Raw genomic sequence first — 15,528 nt, 5'->3', positions numbered from 1 at the left:
GTGCGCCGCACAGTATGCCGGACGCATACGCCGTTGCGTCTGAATATGCCGGAAGCGCTTGTTGAGGTAACCGTACGTCAACCATGCTGTGTCGACGGGGGGTCACTGACCGTGATCTCGTCGAGGCGTGAGGCGTTGGGTCCGCCGGTTCGGGTGGTGTGAGCGGTGCATGTGCTTCAGGTGCAGATGGAGGTCGGGGCCGATCCCGCGGAAGTGGGGCGGGCTCGCAGGTGGGCGCGGTCGCGGCTCGCAGGATCGGGGATAGGGGCGGACGAGCCCCTGGCCGAGACGCTGATCCTGCTGATCTCGGAGCTGGTCACCAATGCCGTGGTGCACACGGGGTGTCCGGCGGTCCTGCGGATGCTCCTGCCCGGCACCGGCCCGGTGCGGGTCGAGGTGGCCGACACCAGTGCCCGCCCGCCCAGGCGTCGGCACGCCGAGGGTGAGGACACCGGTGGCAGGGGGTTGGAGCTGGTCGACGGTCTCGCCGATCGCTGGGGCTGGCAGCGGGACGGGGCCGGCAAGCGCATCTGGTGCGAGGTGGACCGTCGCGCCGCCTGCTGGACTGGTGCTTTCGAGCCACAACACGCCGCGACAAATCGGGCGTAGTCGACAAAGTCCAGACCAGGTGTTGACGTGAAGTGTTCGGGTGATCACCCTTGGATGCAGCGATTCGCTGCGAGGGGACGTCGAGAGGCCCGGCTGTGCGGGGCTGCCTTGGCGAGTGCGGGTCGCGGCCGGCGCGACGACAGGGCTTAAGGCGCCGGAGCTGGGTGGCGGCGCACAGGTGCCGTGCTCGGGGTGCGCATCGGTGCGCCGCCGCCCGCCCGTCTCTTCGCCTGCCGGGCTCCGACGCCCGTACCCGCCCGGCGTTGCGTGCCCGCACTCACAGGACGGCGACCGGTGCCACCGGCGTGCCCGTCCCGCCCACGAACGGCTCCGGCATCGCTGCCAGCAGGAACGCGTAACGCCGTTGCTCGGCGCAGGCCTCCGACAGCGCCTCCAGGTTCCAGTTCTGGCCTTGCGGCATGCCCATCTCCACCAGGTCCAGGGCGTGCACCGGCATCCACAGGTTCTCGATCTCGGGCGGGAAGATCTCGAAGGTCAGGGTGTCGTTGGCGACGGCGGCGACGTCGCGGGCGTGGAACCATTCGGGCGCGCGGATCGAAAAGCCGGGCGAAGGATAGGCGTACGCCTGCTTGTCACCGCCGAGGTAGAGCTGGATCTGGCCAGTGCGCACCAGCGCGATGTCGCCGGATCGCACCCGGACCCCGGCAAGCTCCTCCGCGGCCTCCAGGTCCTGCGGAGTCACCGCGTGTCCGCCGTCGAGCCGGTCCACCCCCAGGGCGCGGGCCACGTCGAGCAGAACACCCCGCGAGACGATGTGGCCGGCCTTCTCCACGCCGCTGAAGGCGGCGCGGCCATGAGCGGTCACCGAGTCCGCCGGGCGGCCGTTGTACAGCAGCCCACTGTGGGAGACATGTGCGAGCCCGTCCCAGTGTGTGGCCGCCTGGAGGCCCATGGTGACGACGTCGTCGCTGGTGGCGACGGTCCCCGGGCCGAAGATCTCGGCGTTGATGGCCACCATGGTGTGCAGCGGATTGACGCGGCCCGGAATGACTCCCGTCTGCACCCCGTCCTGCTGCAGGGGAAGAGCCAGCGGGATGCGGCGCCCACTGGTGACGGTCGCCGCCGCCTCGCGCACGACGGCGTCCGTGATGAGGTTGAGGGTTCCGATCTCGTCCTCCTCGCCCCAGCGCCCCCAGTTGTTCACGCGCTTGGCCAGCTCGTGGAACTCGCTCGGCAGCGGCATGGGTTCCCCTCCTGATCGCGGCCGCGCATCCCCGCCCGGAGGGTGCGGTGCCGGGTCTTGTGCTCGTGCCCGCGCTGCCCAAAAATCTAACGGACCGTCAGGAACTGCGGGAAGGGGCAGTGCCGTGGCGAACTTCCTCAACGACAAGGTGGTCGCGGTCACCGGGGCCGGGCGGGGCATCGGCAGGGCCGTCGCCCTGGCCTGCGCCGCCGAGGGCGCCAAGGTCGTGGTGAACGACTACGGGGTCTCCGTCGCCGGCGACGAACCCACGAGCGAGGTCGCCACCGCCGTGGCCAAGGAGATCGAGGCGGAAGGCGGGGAGGCCACCGCCGTCGCGGACGACGTCTCGACGATGGCCGGCGGGCAACGGATCGTCGACACCGCGCTCGCCCGCTACGGCAGGCTCGACGGCGTCGTGTGCGGCGCCGGCATCCTCCGCGAGCGCATGATCTTCAACATGACCGAGGAGGAGTGGGACTCGGTCGTCGCCACCCACCTCAAAGGCACCTTCACCGTCTTCCGCGCCGCCTCCGGCGTGATGCGACGGCAGGGCAGCGGCACGCTCATCGGCTTCACCAGCGGCAATCACCAGGGCAGCGTCGCCCAGGCCAACTACGCCGCCGCCAAGGGAGGCGTCATCTCCCTCGTCCGCAGCGCCGCCCTCGGCCTGCACAAGTACGGTGTCACCGCCAACTGCGTGGCCCCGGTGGCCCGCACCAGGATGTCCGCCAACGTCCCCATGGAGCTCAAGGACCTCGGCGCCCCCGAGGACGTGGCCGCGTTCGTGGTCTATCTGCTCAGCGACCAGGCCCGCCACGACGGTGTCACCGGGCAGGTCTACACCGTCGCAGGCCGGAAGATCGCCCTGTGGGCACAGCCACGGGAGGTGCGCGCCGCCTACGCCGAGGAGCCCTGGACACCCCAGCGCATCGCGGATCTCTTCCCGGGCACCGTCGGCACCGACCCCATGCCGATGCTCGGCCACGTGCAGGCCATGGCCGACGCTGCCGCTGCCGGCCGGCGGCCCAACGCCTGAAGGACCCGGCGCCGCCACGAGGAAAGGCGCACAGCATGGACTTCGCATTCGGCCCCGAGGACGAGGAACTGCGCCATCGCGCCCGCGCCTGGCTGACCGAACACCTCGCGGACGGTGCCCCGCGACCCACCGGCCGCGCCTGGGAACGGGATCTGGGCGCAGGCGGCTGGATCGGCCTCGGCTGGAGCACCGCACGCGGCACGTACGGCAACCGCACGGCGAGCCCGACCGGGCAGGTCGTGTGGGCCGAGGAGTACGCCCGGGCGGGCGGCCCACCGCGCCTGGGGCACATGGGGGAACACCTCCTCGCGCCCACCCTGCTCGCCCACGGCGACGACGCGCAGTGCGCCCGCTTCCTGCCCGCCGTCGCCCGGGGCGAGGAGATCTGGTGCCAGGGCTACAGCGAACCCGGGGCGGGCTCCGACCTCGCCGCCCTGCGCACCACCGCCGTCCGCGCCGACGGCGGCCGCACGTACCGGGTCAGCGGACAGAAGGTATGGACCTCCCACGCCCACGAGGCCGACTGGTGCTTTCTGCTGGCCCGCACCACCGAGGGCTCCCGGCGTCATCACGGTCTCTCCTTCCTCCTCGTGCCGATGGGCCAGCCGGGCCGGATCGAGGTCCGCCCCATCCGGCAACTGACGGGCGCCGCCGAGTTCAACGAGGTCTTCTTCGACGGCGCGAAGGCCCGGGCCGAGCACCTCGTGGGCGGCGAGGGCGCCGGCTGGCGGGTCGCCATGAGCCTGCTCGCCCGGGAACGCGGCGTGGCCACCCTCGCCCTGCAGACCGGGTTCGCGGCCGAGCTGGGCCGGGTGATCCGCCTCGCCCTGCGGACCGGAGCCGCAGCGGAGCCGGTGGTACGGGACCGGCTCGTACGGCAGTGGGCCGACCTGCAGGTCATGCGCTGGAACGCCCTGCGCCTCCTGGGGGACGCCGCGGACCCCGGGGCGCCCAGCGTCGCCAAGCTGCTGTGGGGCACCTGGCACAAGCGGCTCGGTGAACTGGCGATGCAGGTGCGCGGCGCGCCGGCCGCCCTGGGACCGGACGACTGGCGCGCCGGCCGCCCGTACCGGCTCGACGACCTGCAACACCTGTTCCTCTTCAGCCGAGCCGACACCGTCTACGGGGGCTCGGACGAGATCCAGCGCAACCTCATAGCCGAGCGCGTGCTCGGCCTGCCGAAGGAGGCCCGGCCATGACGGCGTACGGCCACTGGATCGCCGGCGCCTGGCGCGCGCCGGAAAAGGGGCACTATCCAGTTGTCAATCCGGCGACCGAAGAGGTCGTCGGGGAGGCCCCGGAGTCGACTCCCGCCGAAGTGGCCGACGCCGTGGCCGCCGCGCGGGCCGCGCAGGACGGCTGGTCCCGTACGGCTCGGCGCGAGCGCGCGGCCGTACTGGACCGGATCGCTGATCTCCTCGTGGAACGCGGGAAGGAGCTCGTGCCCCTCCTCCAGGCCGAGACGGGCGCGACGATGCGCGTCGCCTCGACGATGCAGGTGCCGGTCGCCGCGGACCGCTTCCGGCGCTACGCGCGCGGCGCGGTGGAACCGGACGTCATCCCCCTGGCTCCGCGGGCCGTCGGGGCGAGCGCGCTCGCCCCGGGCGGTCTGCTCGGCGCCGCGGCGGTCCGTCGTCCCGTGGGTGTCGTCGCGTGCATCACCTCCTACAACTTCCCGATCGTCAATCTCGCCGGCAAGGTCGCCCCCGCCCTGGCCATGGGCAACACGGTCGTGGCCAAGCCGGCCCCGCAGGACCCCCTCTGCTGCCTCGAACTGGGCCCGATCCTGCGCGAGGCCGGGCTGCCCGACGGGGTGTTCAACGTGGTGACCGGTTCGGGCCCGGCGGCCGGGGAGGCACTCGTGGCCCACCCCGGCGTCGACATGGTCAGCTTCACCGGGTCCTCTGCCGTGGGAAGGAAGATCGCCGAAACCGCGGGGAGGTCGCTCAAGCGCACCCTGATGGAGCTGGGCGGCAAGGGAGCGGCCGTCATTCTCGAGGACGCCGACGACAAGGTGATCAGGTCGGCGATCGGGGCGGTCGGTTCGGTCTGGTCCTTCCACAGCGGGCAGGTGTGCACGGCTCCGACCCGTGTGCTCGTCCATCGATCGCTGTACGAGCGGGTCGTCGCCGGGTTGAAACACTACGCCGAGTCACTGACGGTCGGGGACCCTGTGGATAACTCCACGATCGTCGGCCCGTTGATCTCCGCGGCGCAGCGCGACCGCGTCGAGGCGCACGTGGCCGCGGCCCGCGCCGAGGGGGCCCGCATCGTCACGGGCGGCACCCGTCCCCCCGTCCGCCCCGGCTTCTACGTCGCCCCCACGCTCATCGCCGACGCCACCCCGTCGATGATCGTCGCGCGCGAGGAGCTGTTCGGCCCGGTCGTGGTGGCCATGCCCTTCGACACCGACGACGAGGCCGTCGGCATCGCCAACGGCACCGCGTACGGCCTGTACGACTACGTCTTCAGCGGCGACACCGCCCGGGCCTGGGCCCTGGCCGCCCGGCTGCGCAGCGGCAACGTCGGCATCAACACCGTCCAGCGCCACCCCGAGACGCCTTTCGGCGGTTTCAAGGAGAGCGGGACCGGCCGCGACGGCGGTTCCTTCGGCCTCGCCGCGTACAGCGAACTGCAGTCGGTCGTCTGGCCCTCCTGACCGTCACCCCCACCCGCCGGCCCCCTTCGCGCTGCCGAGAGGACAACCACCCCATGAGAGGCGTCATCTTCGACGGCAAGCGCCCGCGGTTCGTGGACGACCTCGACGTCCGGGACCCGGGACCCGGTGAGGTCCTCGTCGAGGTCACGGCTGCCGGCCTGTGTCACAGCGACCTCTCGGTCATCGACGGCACCATCGCCCACCCCGTTCCCGTGGTCCTGGGGCACGAGGGCACCGGCATCGTCCGCAGTGCGGGCCCCGGCGTCACCCATGTCTCACCAGGCGATCACGTCGCCCTGGCCACTCTGGCCAGTTGTGGTACCTGCCCCGACTGCGCGCTGGGCAGACCGGCGATGTGCCGCACCTCCATCGGCCGGCCGGGCCGGCCCTTCTCCCGCCGCGGAGAGCCCCTCTTCCAGTTCGCGTCCACCTCGGCCTTCGCCGAGCGGACCGTGGTCACGGCCGTCCAGGCCGTCAGGATCCCGTCCGGCATCCCGCCGGCCTCCGCCGCACTTCTCGGGTGCGGTGTCGTCACCGGCGTCGGGGCGGTCCTCAACCGCGCCCGCGTCGCGCACGGCGAATCCGCCCTGGTCATCGGCGCCGGCGGCGTCGGGCTCAACGTCCTGCAGGGGGCCCGGCTCGCGGGCGCCTCCGTCATCGTGGCCGCCGATGCCAACCCGGAGAAGGAGGCCGTGGCGCGCACCTTCGGGGCCACGCACTTCGTCCACGTCCCCGCCGCCGACGAGGTGTCGGCCGCGGTGCGCAGGATCGTTCCTCCAGGGGTCGACCATGCCTTCGAGTGCGTCGGCGACACCGGGCTCGTCCGGCAGGCGGTGGACGCGTTGGGCCGGCACGGCCGAGCCGTACTGCTCGGCGTGCCGCCCGCCGGGGCCGAGGCGGCGATCCCGGTCGCGTCCTTGTACATGGACAAGTCGGTACTGGGCTGCCGGTACGGCTCCTCGCGGCCCCAGCACGACGTGGCCCTCTACGCGCGGCTGTACGAGGAGGGCCGGTTGCTGCTCGACGAGCTGGTCACCGAGGTCTATCCCGTCGAGGACTTCGAGCGGGCCGTGGCCGACGCGAACAACCGTAGGGTCGCGCGCGGCGTCCTCTCCTTCGGCCCGATCGGTCCGCATCGTGAGCCGCTCACGGCCGCCCTGTGATCTGTCGTGCGTTCTGGGCGGGAGGTCTTGCGCGGCCGGGCATGTCCGTGTGAGGTGGGTGCGTCCTTCCTGGTCCGGCCTTCCTGGTCCGACCAGCCTGGTCCGGCCTTCCTGCCGTCCGGCCGGACCCCGCCCGGGTCCCCTGCGGACCAAGCGGGATGAATCGGTGAAATCTTGGGCCGATCCGACGCAACCTCTCGGCCTTCGGGGGAATCTCTCATGGTGAGAGGGGCTGATATGACACAGCAGGCTGAGCCGCACGCGATACCGGACGGGGCGACGGACGCCGCGTCCGTGCCGTGCTGCGCCGCGTCGCAGCGCCCGGTGCGCAACGACGGCTTCGGTGCCGCGTTCTGTGCCTCCATGGCGGCGCTGTGCGCGGAGACGGTCGTCGCCGTCACCACCGGGGTGTTCGTCCTGCTCGCACGCGAGCACGACGGCCTGCCCAAGGCCCCGTTGCTCGCCGCCGTGGTCGCGCTGGCCGCCCTGCTCCTCACCGTCCTGATCAGCGGCTTCGTCACCGCGGCCGCCGTGATGCCCGCGCTGGCGCTGGGCCGGCGGGCCGCCCGCCGCCGCTACCGCGAGGACCGCGCCTGGTGGACGGCGGCAGCCGTGCCCGTGGTCTCCGCGGCCGCGGTCCTCGTCTTCGGCGCGGTGGCCGCGCTCGGCAGTCGCAACGTCGCGAACCCGCTCAACTACCTCATCTGGTGGGGCGCTCTCACCGCCGGACTGCTGCCCGCCGCGCTGGCCGGCCGGGCGGCGGCACGCCGCGTGCGCACCGGTCGCGCCGGCAGTGTGACCCGCCGTGTCGTGCGCGACGGCCTGATCGCCTGGCTCGTCGTCGGCGCCCTCGGCACGGGGGCGTACGCCTCCGGTCTGGTGAGCGTGTACCAGCCACCGCGGCTGACCAAGCAGGACCTCGCCGGTACGTGGAGCGACGGCCGGGGCGGCACCGTACGGCTCACCGACGACGGCGCCGCCGTGGCCGACGGCCTGGACAACTTCACCTGGGACGGTACGGGCAAGGACCGGGCCCGGGACTGCGACGGCTCGGGCACCTGGACGCCGGTCAAGGACAGCGGACGCGTCCAGGGCGTCTCCCTGCGCATCGGCGCGTGCGAGCTGTCCCGCGACTGGAGCCTCATCGGCACGAAGCGGGAGCCGCGGATCTACCACGAGATCGGCAAGCCCGGTTCGGGCAAGCGCTATGTGCTCACCAAGGTCGTCAAGCACGGCAAGGGCGGCAGCAGGGACAAGCACGGGAAGCACTAGCGGAAACGGTTATCCGTCGTAGCTGCCGAAGGCGTCGAACGTGCCGAAGGCCCCGCGGTGGAAGAGCAGGGGACCGGCGCTCGCCGCATCCTCGTCCGCCCCCAGTGCCGCCACACGCCCCACGACCACCAGGTGGTCCCCGGCGGTGTGCACCGCGTGCACCGCGCAGTCGATCCACGCCGGCACGTCCCGCAGCCGCGGTGAGCCGGACACCGGCGCGGCGTCGTAGGCAACTCCGTCGAATTTGTCGGCGGTTCGCGCGCCACTGACGGCGAAACCCCTGCACAGGGCGCCGTGTCCGGATCCCAGGATGTTGACGCAGAAGACGCCCGCACGGGCGATGCGGGGCCACGTCGTGGAGGTGCGGGCCACCATGAAGACGACCAGCGGCGGGTCGAGGGAGAGGGAGGAGAACGACTGACAGGCGAAGCCGGCCGGAGGCTCGCCTTCCGTGCCGGGGGCCGTGATCACCGTGACGCCGCTGGCGAAGTGCCCCAGAACGCTGCGGAACACCTCCGGCGACGGGGGAGGACGCTCGTCCGGTCCGACGGCCCGCAGGACGGGGCGGGCCCGCGGGGCGGGATACGGGGCGACCGGGGCGGTGTTCCCCTCCGACCGCAGGAAGCGTATGGCGACGGCCGCCATACCGGCGTGTCCCATCATGCGCACATTGAATCCGAAGCCCCGTGAGATCGGAAGGCTCAGGCGCGCAGCCCACGGTCAGCGTCCACGGAAGACAGCGTTCCGGCGCTCCCGGAAGGAGGCGATGCCCTCGGCAGCGTCCGCCGTGGTCGCGTTGATCTCCTGAGCCGCCGCCTCGGCCGCGAACGCGGCCGCACGACCGCTCTCCAAGGAGGCGTTGACCAGCTGCTTCGTCAGCGCCAGGGCACGGGTCGGACCGCCTGCCAGCCGCGACGCCCACGCCATCGCGGCAGCGGCCAGCTCGTCGTCCGGCACCACACGGTTCACCAACCCCATCCGTTGCGCCTCCGCCGCGGGCACCGCGTCGCCGAAGAACATCAACTCCTTGGCGCGTTGCGGACCGACCAGCCGGGCCAGCACATACGCGCCGCCGCCATCGGGCACCAGCCCGCGCCGGACGAAGGCCTCCAGGAACCGCGCGCCCTCCGCGGCCAGGACCAGGTCGCAGGCCAGCGCCAGGTGCACCCCCAGGCCGGCGGCCGTGCCGTTGACGGCGGCGATCACGGGCTTCTCGCAGTCCAGCACCGCCCCGACCAGCCGCTGCGCCCCCTCCCGGAGCAGGCGCGCCACGTCGCCGGGCACCCGCTCGGGCGGGGGCGCCCCGGCACCCGTACGCAGGTCGGCACCCGCACAGAACCCTTTGCCGGCGCCGGTGAGGACGACGGCCCGCACGGCCGGGTCGGCCGAGGCCCGGGCGAAGCCGGAAATCAGCTGTTCGCGCAGGTCGGGCGTGATGGCGTTGAGGGATTCGGGGCGGTTGAGGGTCAGTCGGACCACCCCGTTGTCAGTGGTGTGCGCTACCAATGAACCAGCGGAGGGGATCTCCTGGGGGGAGGGACTCATGAGCGGACTCCTTGGGGCCGCGGGATCAGCGGCAGACGGCGAGCGCGTCGAGGGCCACGGCGCCCTGGCCGCGCTCCAGCACCACGAGCGGATTGACGTCCAGCTCGGCGAGGCCGCCGAGTTCCAGCGCCATGCGCTGGACGCGCAGGACGGTCTCGACGAGGGCGTCCACGTCGGCCGGGGGAGCCCCGCGGACGCCCTCCAGCAGGGCGCGCCCGCGCAGTTCGCCGAGCATCTGACGGGCGTGCTCCTCGCGGAACGGCGGTACGCGGACGGCGGTGTCGTCGAGGACCTCCATCAGGACACCGCCCACGCCCACGGTCACCGTGGGGCCGAAGAGACGGTCGTGCGTGATGCCGACGGCCATCTCGACACCTGGCGGCACCAGTTGTCCCACGAGGACGCCCTCCAGCGGGAGCCCTTCGTAGCGCGCGATGTCGCACAGCTCCCGGTAGGTGTCGCGCACTTGGCTCGCGGAGCCGAGTCCGAGCCTGACCAGCCCCAGCTCCGTCTTGTGGGCCAGCCGCGGGCCGGAGGCCTTCATGACCACCGGATAGCCGATCTGGCCCGCGGCCCGCACGGCCGCCGCGGCGCTGGTCACCAGCTGCTCGCGCGGCACCCGTATGCCGTACGCGCGCAGGAGCTGCTTCGCCGCGTGCTCGCTGAGCTGCTCGCCCGGGCGCAGCAGTTGCTCGGCCTTGCGTACGGCGGGGGACGGCGAGCGGGGTGCGTCCTCGAAGGGCGAGCGGTAGTCGCCGGTGAAGCGGTGGTGGGCGAAGTAGGCGCGGATCGCGCCGACGCAGTTGGCGAAGGTACGGAAAGTGGCTACGCGCGAGGAGCCCAGCAAGGTGGAGCGATAGGCGGCCTCGGTGCCCACGGGCGAGCCCCACACCACGCACACCGGCTTGTCGGTCTTCTCGGCCGCGTCCACCAGATCCTGCGCGAGCTTGTCGCTCAGGGGCGGGAAGGGGCCGGTGATCGGGCAGACGAGGACGCCGACGGACGGGTCCGCGAGGAGGGCGTCGAGGATTTTGCGGCCCCGCCAGTCGCCGACCGGGTGGCCTCCGTTGTCGACGGGGTTGGCCACACTCAGGTACTCGGGGATCCACTGATGGAGCTCGGCCTGCTTGGCGGGGGAGAGGACCGGCAGTTCCAGCCCGGCTGCCGTGGCCAGGTCGGCGAAGTGTGCCCCCGTCCCCCCGGAGATCGAATACACGGCGACGCCGGTGGCCCGCGGGGGGCGGGCACGGGCGAGGAGCGTCGCGGTGTCCTGCAGCTCGTCGAGGCCGTCCACACGGATGACGCCGAACTGCCGCATGGCGGCGTCCACCACGTCGTCCGCGCCGGTGAGCTTGCCGGTGTGGGTGGCGGCGGTCCGGGCGCCCGTCTCCGTGCGGCCGACCTTGACCATCACCAGGGGCACCTTGTGCCGGGCGGCCCGGTCGGCGGCCAGGAGGAAGGAGCGGCCGTCGGCGATCCCTTCCACATAGGCGGCGATGGCCCCGACCTCGGGCCGCGTGGCGAAGTAGGAGACGAAGTCCGCGCACTCCAGGTCGGCCTCGTTGCCGGTCGGGGCCCAGTGCGAGACGCGGATGCCGAGCTCCTGCAGGGCGAAGACCGGCCGTCCCTGGTGGCCTGACTGGGTGATCAGGGCGATGGCGGGGCCCGTGAGGTCGTCGCGGAAGCGCTCGAAGGCGTTGAGGTTGGTGTTCGGGCCGAGCAGGCGGGTGGCGGTGCCGCGCACGGCGGCGGCGAGCCGCCGCTGGGCGGCCGCGCCCTCGGCGCCGGTCTCGGCGAACCCGGAGGCGAAGACGACGGCGAACTTCACCCGGAGCCGGGCGAGATCCTCCAGCACCGGTGCCGGGTCGCCGACGAGCACGACGGCGAGGTCGATCGGTTCGGGCAGGTCGCGGACGCCGGGGCGGCAGGGTATGCCGAAGACGCTGGTGCGCGTGGGGTGCACGGGGTGGATGCGTGCGCCGACGCGGCCCGCCCAGTCGACGAGCTGCCGGGTGACGGCGGTGTTGGGGCGTCCCTCGGTGTCGGAGGCGCCGATGACGGCCACGGTTTCGGGCCGGAAGAGCCGGTCCAGGTCGGGGACGTCGCGCTTCAGCGGGCGACCGCTGACGTCGAGGTCCTCCGCGGGGTCGGTGGCCGTGCCGTGCACGGCCGGTCCCGGGTGCCGGCCGCAGGCCGCTACGCGGGCGGGACGGGAGGTGGTGGTGAGGCTGCCGTGAGTCGATCCGAGCATCGTTCTCGCCCACTCCTGCTCAGTGCCGGGTATGCCGACGAAGCGTTGGCTAAGGTGGTGTTCAAACTGATGCCCCGTCAGACTAGCGATCCGGGCAGGCTCCGGGGAACGGGGCAGGAGGGGCGCGAGCGACCGGCGACCCAGACTGGCGACACACACCCGCAAGACGCATCCGCATCACAAGGGGGGCTCGGCGGTGGACCGTCCGGCACGCCACGACGTACCCGACATCGACGACTTCACGCGCCCCTACTGGGACGCCGCCGCCGAGGGCCGGTTGCTCGTACGGCGCTGCCGTGCGGCCTCGTGCGGCAGGGCTCACCACTATCCCCGGGAGTTCTGCCCCCACTGCTGGAGCGGGGACGTCGTCTGGGAGGAGGCCTGTGGCCTGGCGGAGCTCTACACGTGGTCCGTCGTCCACCGCAACGACCTCGCCCCCTTCGGGGCGCGCCTGCCGTACACGGCGGCCGTAGTGGTGCTCGCGGAGGGCCCGCGCATGATGACCGAGGTGGTCGACTGCCCCAAGGACCGGCTGGCCATCGGCATGCGCCTGCAGGTCGCCTTCCGGCGCGAGGCGGACGTCCCGGTGGCGGTGCCCGTGTTCCGCCCCGCCCCGGCGGGCTGAACGGCGGGCCGCGCGGTCACCTCGCGCGTCCCACCGGCTGCCCGGACCCCGGGCTCAGTCGCGGCCCAGGACCAGGGTGCCCGCCGAGCAGAACCAGCCGCCCGTCCCCGAGGCGACGGCGAGCCGCGGCGGGCGGCCGCCCGCCCGGCGCACCTGCCTGCCCTCCTCCGCCTCGCCGCGCAGCTGCCGTACCGCCTCCACCAGCAGGAAGAGGCCTCGCATGCCCGGGTGGCAGGCGGACAACCCGCCGCCGTCGGTGTTGACCGGCAGTTCGCCGCCGGTCGTCAGCCGGCCCCCGGCGGCGAAGGCGCCGCCCTCGCCCTTGGCGCAGAAGCCCAGGTCTTCCAGTGTCACCAGCGTCATGTACGTGAAGGCGTCGTACAGCTCCGCCACCTCGATCTCGTGGGGGTGCACGCCCGCCCGCTCGAAGGCCAGCCGCCCCGCGACGGCCGCCGGGCCGACCGTGAAGTCCTCCCACTGCGACATGGCCGCGTGCGAGACGGCCGTACCGCTGCCCAGGACCCACACCGGTGACTTCGCCGCGTCCGCCGTGTACTCCTCGGAGGCCAGCAGGACCGCGCAGCCGCCGTCGGAACGTATGCAGCAGTGGAGGGCGGTGAAGGGATCGGCGATCATCCGGCTGCCGAGGACGTCGTCGACGGTGATCGGGTCCCGGTGCAGCGCGTGCGGATTGTGGGCGGCGTTCGCACGGGTCTGCACCGCGATGTCGGCCAGTTGCTCGATCGTCGTGCCGTACTGGTGCATGTGACGGCGGGCGGCCATCGCGTACTTGGCGATGAGCGTGTGCCCGTACGGCACCTCGAACTGCGCCGGCCCGCGCGCGCCGAAGGACAGGTCGGACGTGCGCCGGCCCGCCTTGATGTCAGCGCGCGCCGTCGAGCCGTACACCAGCAGGACGGCGTTCGCGTGCCCCTGGGCGATGGCGTCGGCCGCGTGGGCCGCCATGACCTCCCAGGTCGCGCCGCCGACGGAGGTCGAGTCCACCCACCTGGGGCGCAGGCCAAGGTACTCCGCTACCTCCACCGGGGCCAGGGTGCCCAGGCCGGCGGAGGCGAAGCCGTCGATCAGCGAGCGGTCCAGGCCGGCGTCGTGCACCGCGCGGCGGGCGGCCTGTGCGTGCAGGGCGTAGGGAGTGACCGCGTCGAGGCGGCCGCAGTCGGACAGAGCGACGCCGGCGACGGCGACCTTGCGCGTGCCCCGAGTCATACAGCTGACGGTACTTCAGAACAACGCCTAGCATGGCGGCGTGATGTGACGAGTCGTCAGGTCGAGCCCGCGGAGGGGTGCTGTCCATGGACGCCGCACTCAGCGAGGAACAACACCAGATCAAGCGCACCCTGCGCGACCTGCTCGCCGGGCACGCGCCCCCGCACAAGGTCAGAGCGGCGGCCGACACCCCGGCCGGGTACGACGAGGAACTGTGGCGGCGGCTGGCGAAGGAGGTGGGCCTGGCCGGCCTCGCGGTGGAGCGGCGGTACGGCGGCGCCGGCTGCGGGCCCGTCGAGCCGGCCCTGGCCTTCGAGGAGACGGGACGGGCGCTGCTGCCCTCGCCGCTGCTCGCCACGTGCGCGCTCGCGGCGCCGCTCGTCGCCGCGCTCGGTACGTCCCGGCAGCGGGACGCGCTGCTGCCGCGCCTCGCCGGCGGCGACCTCACGGGGACGCTCGTGGTGCCCCGCGGCACCCTGCCCGAGGCCCTGGGCCTGACCGGCGCGCAGGACGGCGAGTGGGCCGGCGGCGCCCGCTCCGGCGGGGTGCAGGCGCGCTGCACCCCCACCGGCTGGCGGCTGTACGGCGAGGCGCCGCAGGTGCTCGACGGCCACAGTGCCGGCCTGCTGCTGGTCGCCGCATGCGCCGGCGGCCCCGTACGTCCGTGCGTGCTGCTGTTCGCCGTCGACCCGGCGCAGAGCAGGGTGCGCCGCGTCCGGCTGGTCACCCTGGACCAGACGCGGCCCCAGGCGCGGCTGGAGTTCCGCGACGCCGAGGCACGGCCGCTGGGCCCGGACGGGGCCGATGCCCGGGCCGCGCTGGCGGCGCTCGCCGGCGGCGTGTCGACCGCCCTGGCGGCGGAGGCGGTGGGGGCGGCGGAGCGCGTGCTGGAGCTGACGGTGCAGTACGCGCGCGTACGCGAACAGTTCGGCAGGCCGATCGGCTCGTTCCAGGCGATCAAGCACCGGCTGGCGGATCTGTACGTGGCCGTGTGCGCCGCCCGCTCGGCGGTGTACTACGCGGCGTGGTCCGGGCGGGCCGCAGCCGGTGCGCTGGCACTCGCGCAGGCACTGGAGACGGCCCGCACGGTGGCCGCCGAGGGCGTGCAGTTGCACGGTGGTATCGGAGTGACGTGGGAACACGATGTGCAGCTGTACTTCAAACGGGTGAACTCCGACGAACTCCTCTTCGGCCCCGTTCATCGCCTGCGGGCCCGTGCTGCGGAGCTGGCCGGCCTCTTCGACCCGCAAAACGACCGGGAAGCGGTGGTTCTGTGACGGCTGTCGTCGAACAACTGGTGCAGAAGGTCTCCTCGACCCGCGCCTTCGCCAAGATCGCCCCGTACGTCGTGCCCGCGGTGGACCGCGCGGTGCACCGCATCACCGGCGGCAGGGTGCTGCTGAGCACCCGCATGCTGCCCGGCTGCGTGCTGACCTCCACCGGCGCACGCAGCGGCCTGCCCCGCAGGACGCCGCTGGCCTGCATGCCCTGCGAGGACGCGGGAGCCGGACGGCGCGCCTGGGTGCTGATCGGCAGCAACTTCGGCCGGCCCGGGCATCCGGCCTGGACGGCGAACCTCCTCGCCCATCCGGAGGCCGAGATCAGCTGGCGCGGCCGGGACGTCCCCGTCCGGGCGCGCCTGCTGCACGGCGCGGAACGCGAGGAGGTCTGGGCGGCGGTGCTGCGGTTCTGGCCGCCGTACGCGCGCTACCAGGCGCGGGTGGAACGGGAGATCAGACTCTTCCGCCTGGACGAGCGCGCCGGGGACGGCGCGGACGGCCCCGCAGGTGCGGAACGCGGGGCCTGAGGCCGGCGGCCGAACTGCGCCGGCGGCGGGTGGTCCGGGGCCCGGGCGGCCCTGGGCGACGACAAACTGCACTACGTCGGCGCCTCCTACTGCACGTTCGACGGCGCCACCTACGCCGGCCTCTTCCCGT

Annotated in this window: 14 protein-coding genes; 9 read left to right on the top strand and 5 right to left on the bottom strand. The window is 73.1% G+C overall.

What is annotated here, in order from left to right:
- Positions 1–165: 165 nt before the first annotated feature.
- Positions 166–609 carry an ATP-binding protein gene (locus AB0K17_RS10600; protein WP_365965656.1) on the top strand — a complete coding sequence of 148 codons (444 nt, stop codon included), beginning with the start codon at positions 166–168 and terminating at the stop codon, positions 607–609.
- Between the two features lie 277 nt (positions 610–886).
- On the opposite strand, the gene AB0K17_RS10595 is transcribed toward AB0K17_RS10600, so the two are convergent.
- Complete coding sequence (locus AB0K17_RS10595; protein WP_365982785.1) at positions 887–1,813, bottom strand: cyclase family protein; 927 nt, start codon at positions 1,811–1,813, stop codon at positions 887–889.
- Between the two features lie 124 nt (positions 1,814–1,937).
- Between AB0K17_RS10595 and AB0K17_RS10590 the strand changes: the two genes are divergently transcribed.
- From AB0K17_RS10590 to AB0K17_RS10570, 5 genes are all read left to right on the top strand, one after another.
- Positions 1,938–2,849 (top strand): SDR family NAD(P)-dependent oxidoreductase, encoded by a 912-nt coding sequence (locus AB0K17_RS10590; RefSeq protein ID WP_365982784.1) that lies wholly within the window; start codon positions 1,938–1,940, stop codon positions 2,847–2,849.
- Positions 2,850–2,884: 35 nt separating this feature from the next.
- Positions 2,885–4,048, top strand: coding sequence for an acyl-CoA dehydrogenase family protein (locus AB0K17_RS10585; protein ID WP_365982783.1), 1,164 nt, complete (start codon positions 2,885–2,887; stop codon positions 4,046–4,048).
- Positions 4,045–5,508, top strand: coding sequence for an aldehyde dehydrogenase family protein (locus AB0K17_RS10580; protein WP_365982782.1), 1,464 nt, complete (start codon positions 4,045–4,047; stop codon positions 5,506–5,508). The genes AB0K17_RS10585 and AB0K17_RS10580 overlap by 4 nt, the downstream gene beginning before the upstream one ends.
- A 53-nt stretch (positions 5,509–5,561) precedes the next feature.
- Positions 5,562–6,671, top strand: coding sequence for an alcohol dehydrogenase catalytic domain-containing protein (locus tag AB0K17_RS10575; RefSeq protein WP_365982781.1), 1,110 nt, complete (start codon positions 5,562–5,564; stop codon positions 6,669–6,671).
- Positions 6,672–6,908: 237 nt separating this feature from the next.
- Complete coding sequence (locus AB0K17_RS10570; RefSeq protein WP_365982780.1) at positions 6,909–7,943, top strand: hypothetical protein; 1,035 nt, start codon at positions 6,909–6,911, stop codon at positions 7,941–7,943.
- 9 nt (positions 7,944–7,952) lie between these two features.
- Here AB0K17_RS10570 and AB0K17_RS10565 read toward each other — a convergent pair whose 3' ends face one another.
- Genes AB0K17_RS10565 through AB0K17_RS10555 form a run of 3 tightly spaced genes read right to left on the bottom strand, consistent with a single transcriptional unit; the run spans position 7,953 to position 11,739 of the window.
- Positions 7,953–8,606 carry a flavin reductase family protein gene (locus AB0K17_RS10565; protein WP_365965649.1) on the bottom strand — a complete coding sequence of 218 codons (654 nt, stop codon included), beginning with the start codon at positions 8,604–8,606 and terminating at the stop codon, positions 7,953–7,955.
- Between the two features lie 57 nt (positions 8,607–8,663).
- Positions 8,664–9,488, bottom strand: a complete 825-nt coding sequence (locus AB0K17_RS10560) for an enoyl-CoA hydratase-related protein (protein ID WP_365982779.1) — start codon at positions 9,486–9,488, stop codon at positions 8,664–8,666.
- A gap of 25 nt (positions 9,489–9,513) precedes the next feature.
- Positions 9,514–11,739, bottom strand: a complete 2,226-nt coding sequence (locus AB0K17_RS10555; protein ID WP_365982778.1) for an acetate--CoA ligase family protein — start codon at positions 11,737–11,739, stop codon at positions 9,514–9,516.
- A gap of 196 nt (positions 11,740–11,935) precedes the next feature.
- On the opposite strand from AB0K17_RS10555, the gene AB0K17_RS10550 reads away from it, so the two are divergent.
- Positions 11,936–12,364 carry an OB-fold domain-containing protein gene (locus AB0K17_RS10550; RefSeq protein ID WP_365965646.1) on the top strand — a complete coding sequence of 143 codons (429 nt, stop codon included), beginning with the start codon at positions 11,936–11,938 and terminating at the stop codon, positions 12,362–12,364.
- A 54-nt stretch (positions 12,365–12,418) separates the two neighbouring features.
- On the opposite strand, the gene AB0K17_RS10545 is transcribed toward AB0K17_RS10550, so the two are convergent.
- Positions 12,419–13,591 (bottom strand): acetyl-CoA acetyltransferase, encoded by a 1,173-nt coding sequence (locus AB0K17_RS10545; protein ID WP_365982777.1) that lies wholly within the window; start codon positions 13,589–13,591, stop codon positions 12,419–12,421.
- An 86-nt stretch (positions 13,592–13,677) separates the two neighbouring features.
- Here AB0K17_RS10545 and AB0K17_RS10540 point away from each other — a divergent pair, with 86 nt between their 5' ends.
- Complete coding sequence (locus AB0K17_RS10540; protein ID WP_365982776.1) at positions 13,678–14,868, top strand: acyl-CoA dehydrogenase family protein; 1,191 nt, start codon at positions 13,678–13,680, stop codon at positions 14,866–14,868.
- Positions 14,865–15,398, top strand: a complete 534-nt coding sequence (locus tag AB0K17_RS10535; protein ID WP_365982775.1) for a nitroreductase family deazaflavin-dependent oxidoreductase — start codon at positions 14,865–14,867, stop codon at positions 15,396–15,398. The genes AB0K17_RS10540 and AB0K17_RS10535 overlap by 4 nt, the downstream gene beginning before the upstream one ends.
- Positions 15,399–15,528: the final 130 nt, after the last annotated feature.

The sequence above is a fragment of the Streptomyces sp. NPDC049585 genome (assembly GCF_040675615.1).
GTDB classification, from domain to species: domain Bacteria; phylum Actinomycetota; class Actinomycetes; order Streptomycetales; family Streptomycetaceae; genus Streptomyces; species Streptomyces luteosporeus.
This window is presented reverse-complemented; position numbering and strand designations above follow the sequence as displayed.

Bases quoted from the DNA above. Each gene is read 5' to 3' on its own strand.
- AB0K17_RS10575 (WP_365982781.1), top strand. From the start codon at position 5,562: ATGAGAGGCGTCATCTTCGACGGCAAGCGCCCGCGGTTCGTGGACGAC.
- AB0K17_RS10595 (WP_365982785.1), bottom strand. From the start codon at position 1,813: ATGCCGCTGCCGAGCGAGTTCCACGAGCTGGCCAAGCGCGTGAACAAC.
- AB0K17_RS10555 (WP_365982778.1), bottom strand. From the start codon at position 11,739: ATGCTCGGATCGACTCACGGCAGCCTCACCACCACCTCCCGTCCCGCC.
- AB0K17_RS10545 (WP_365982777.1), bottom strand. From the start codon at position 13,591: ATGACTCGGGGCACGCGCAAGGTCGCCGTCGCCGGCGTCGCTCTGTCC.
- AB0K17_RS10565 (WP_365965649.1), bottom strand. From the start codon at position 8,606: ATGATGGGACACGCCGGTATGGCGGCCGTCGCCATACGCTTCCTGCGG.
- AB0K17_RS10580 (WP_365982782.1), top strand. From the start codon at position 4,045: ATGACGGCGTACGGCCACTGGATCGCCGGCGCCTGGCGCGCGCCGGAA.
- AB0K17_RS10570 (WP_365982780.1), top strand. From the start codon at position 6,909: ATGACACAGCAGGCTGAGCCGCACGCGATACCGGACGGGGCGACGGAC.
- AB0K17_RS10585 (WP_365982783.1), top strand. From the start codon at position 2,885: ATGGACTTCGCATTCGGCCCCGAGGACGAGGAACTGCGCCATCGCGCC.
- AB0K17_RS10540 (WP_365982776.1), top strand. From the start codon at position 13,678: ATGGACGCCGCACTCAGCGAGGAACAACACCAGATCAAGCGCACCCTG.
- AB0K17_RS10560 (WP_365982779.1), bottom strand. From the start codon at position 9,488: ATGAGTCCCTCCCCCCAGGAGATCCCCTCCGCTGGTTCATTGGTAGCG.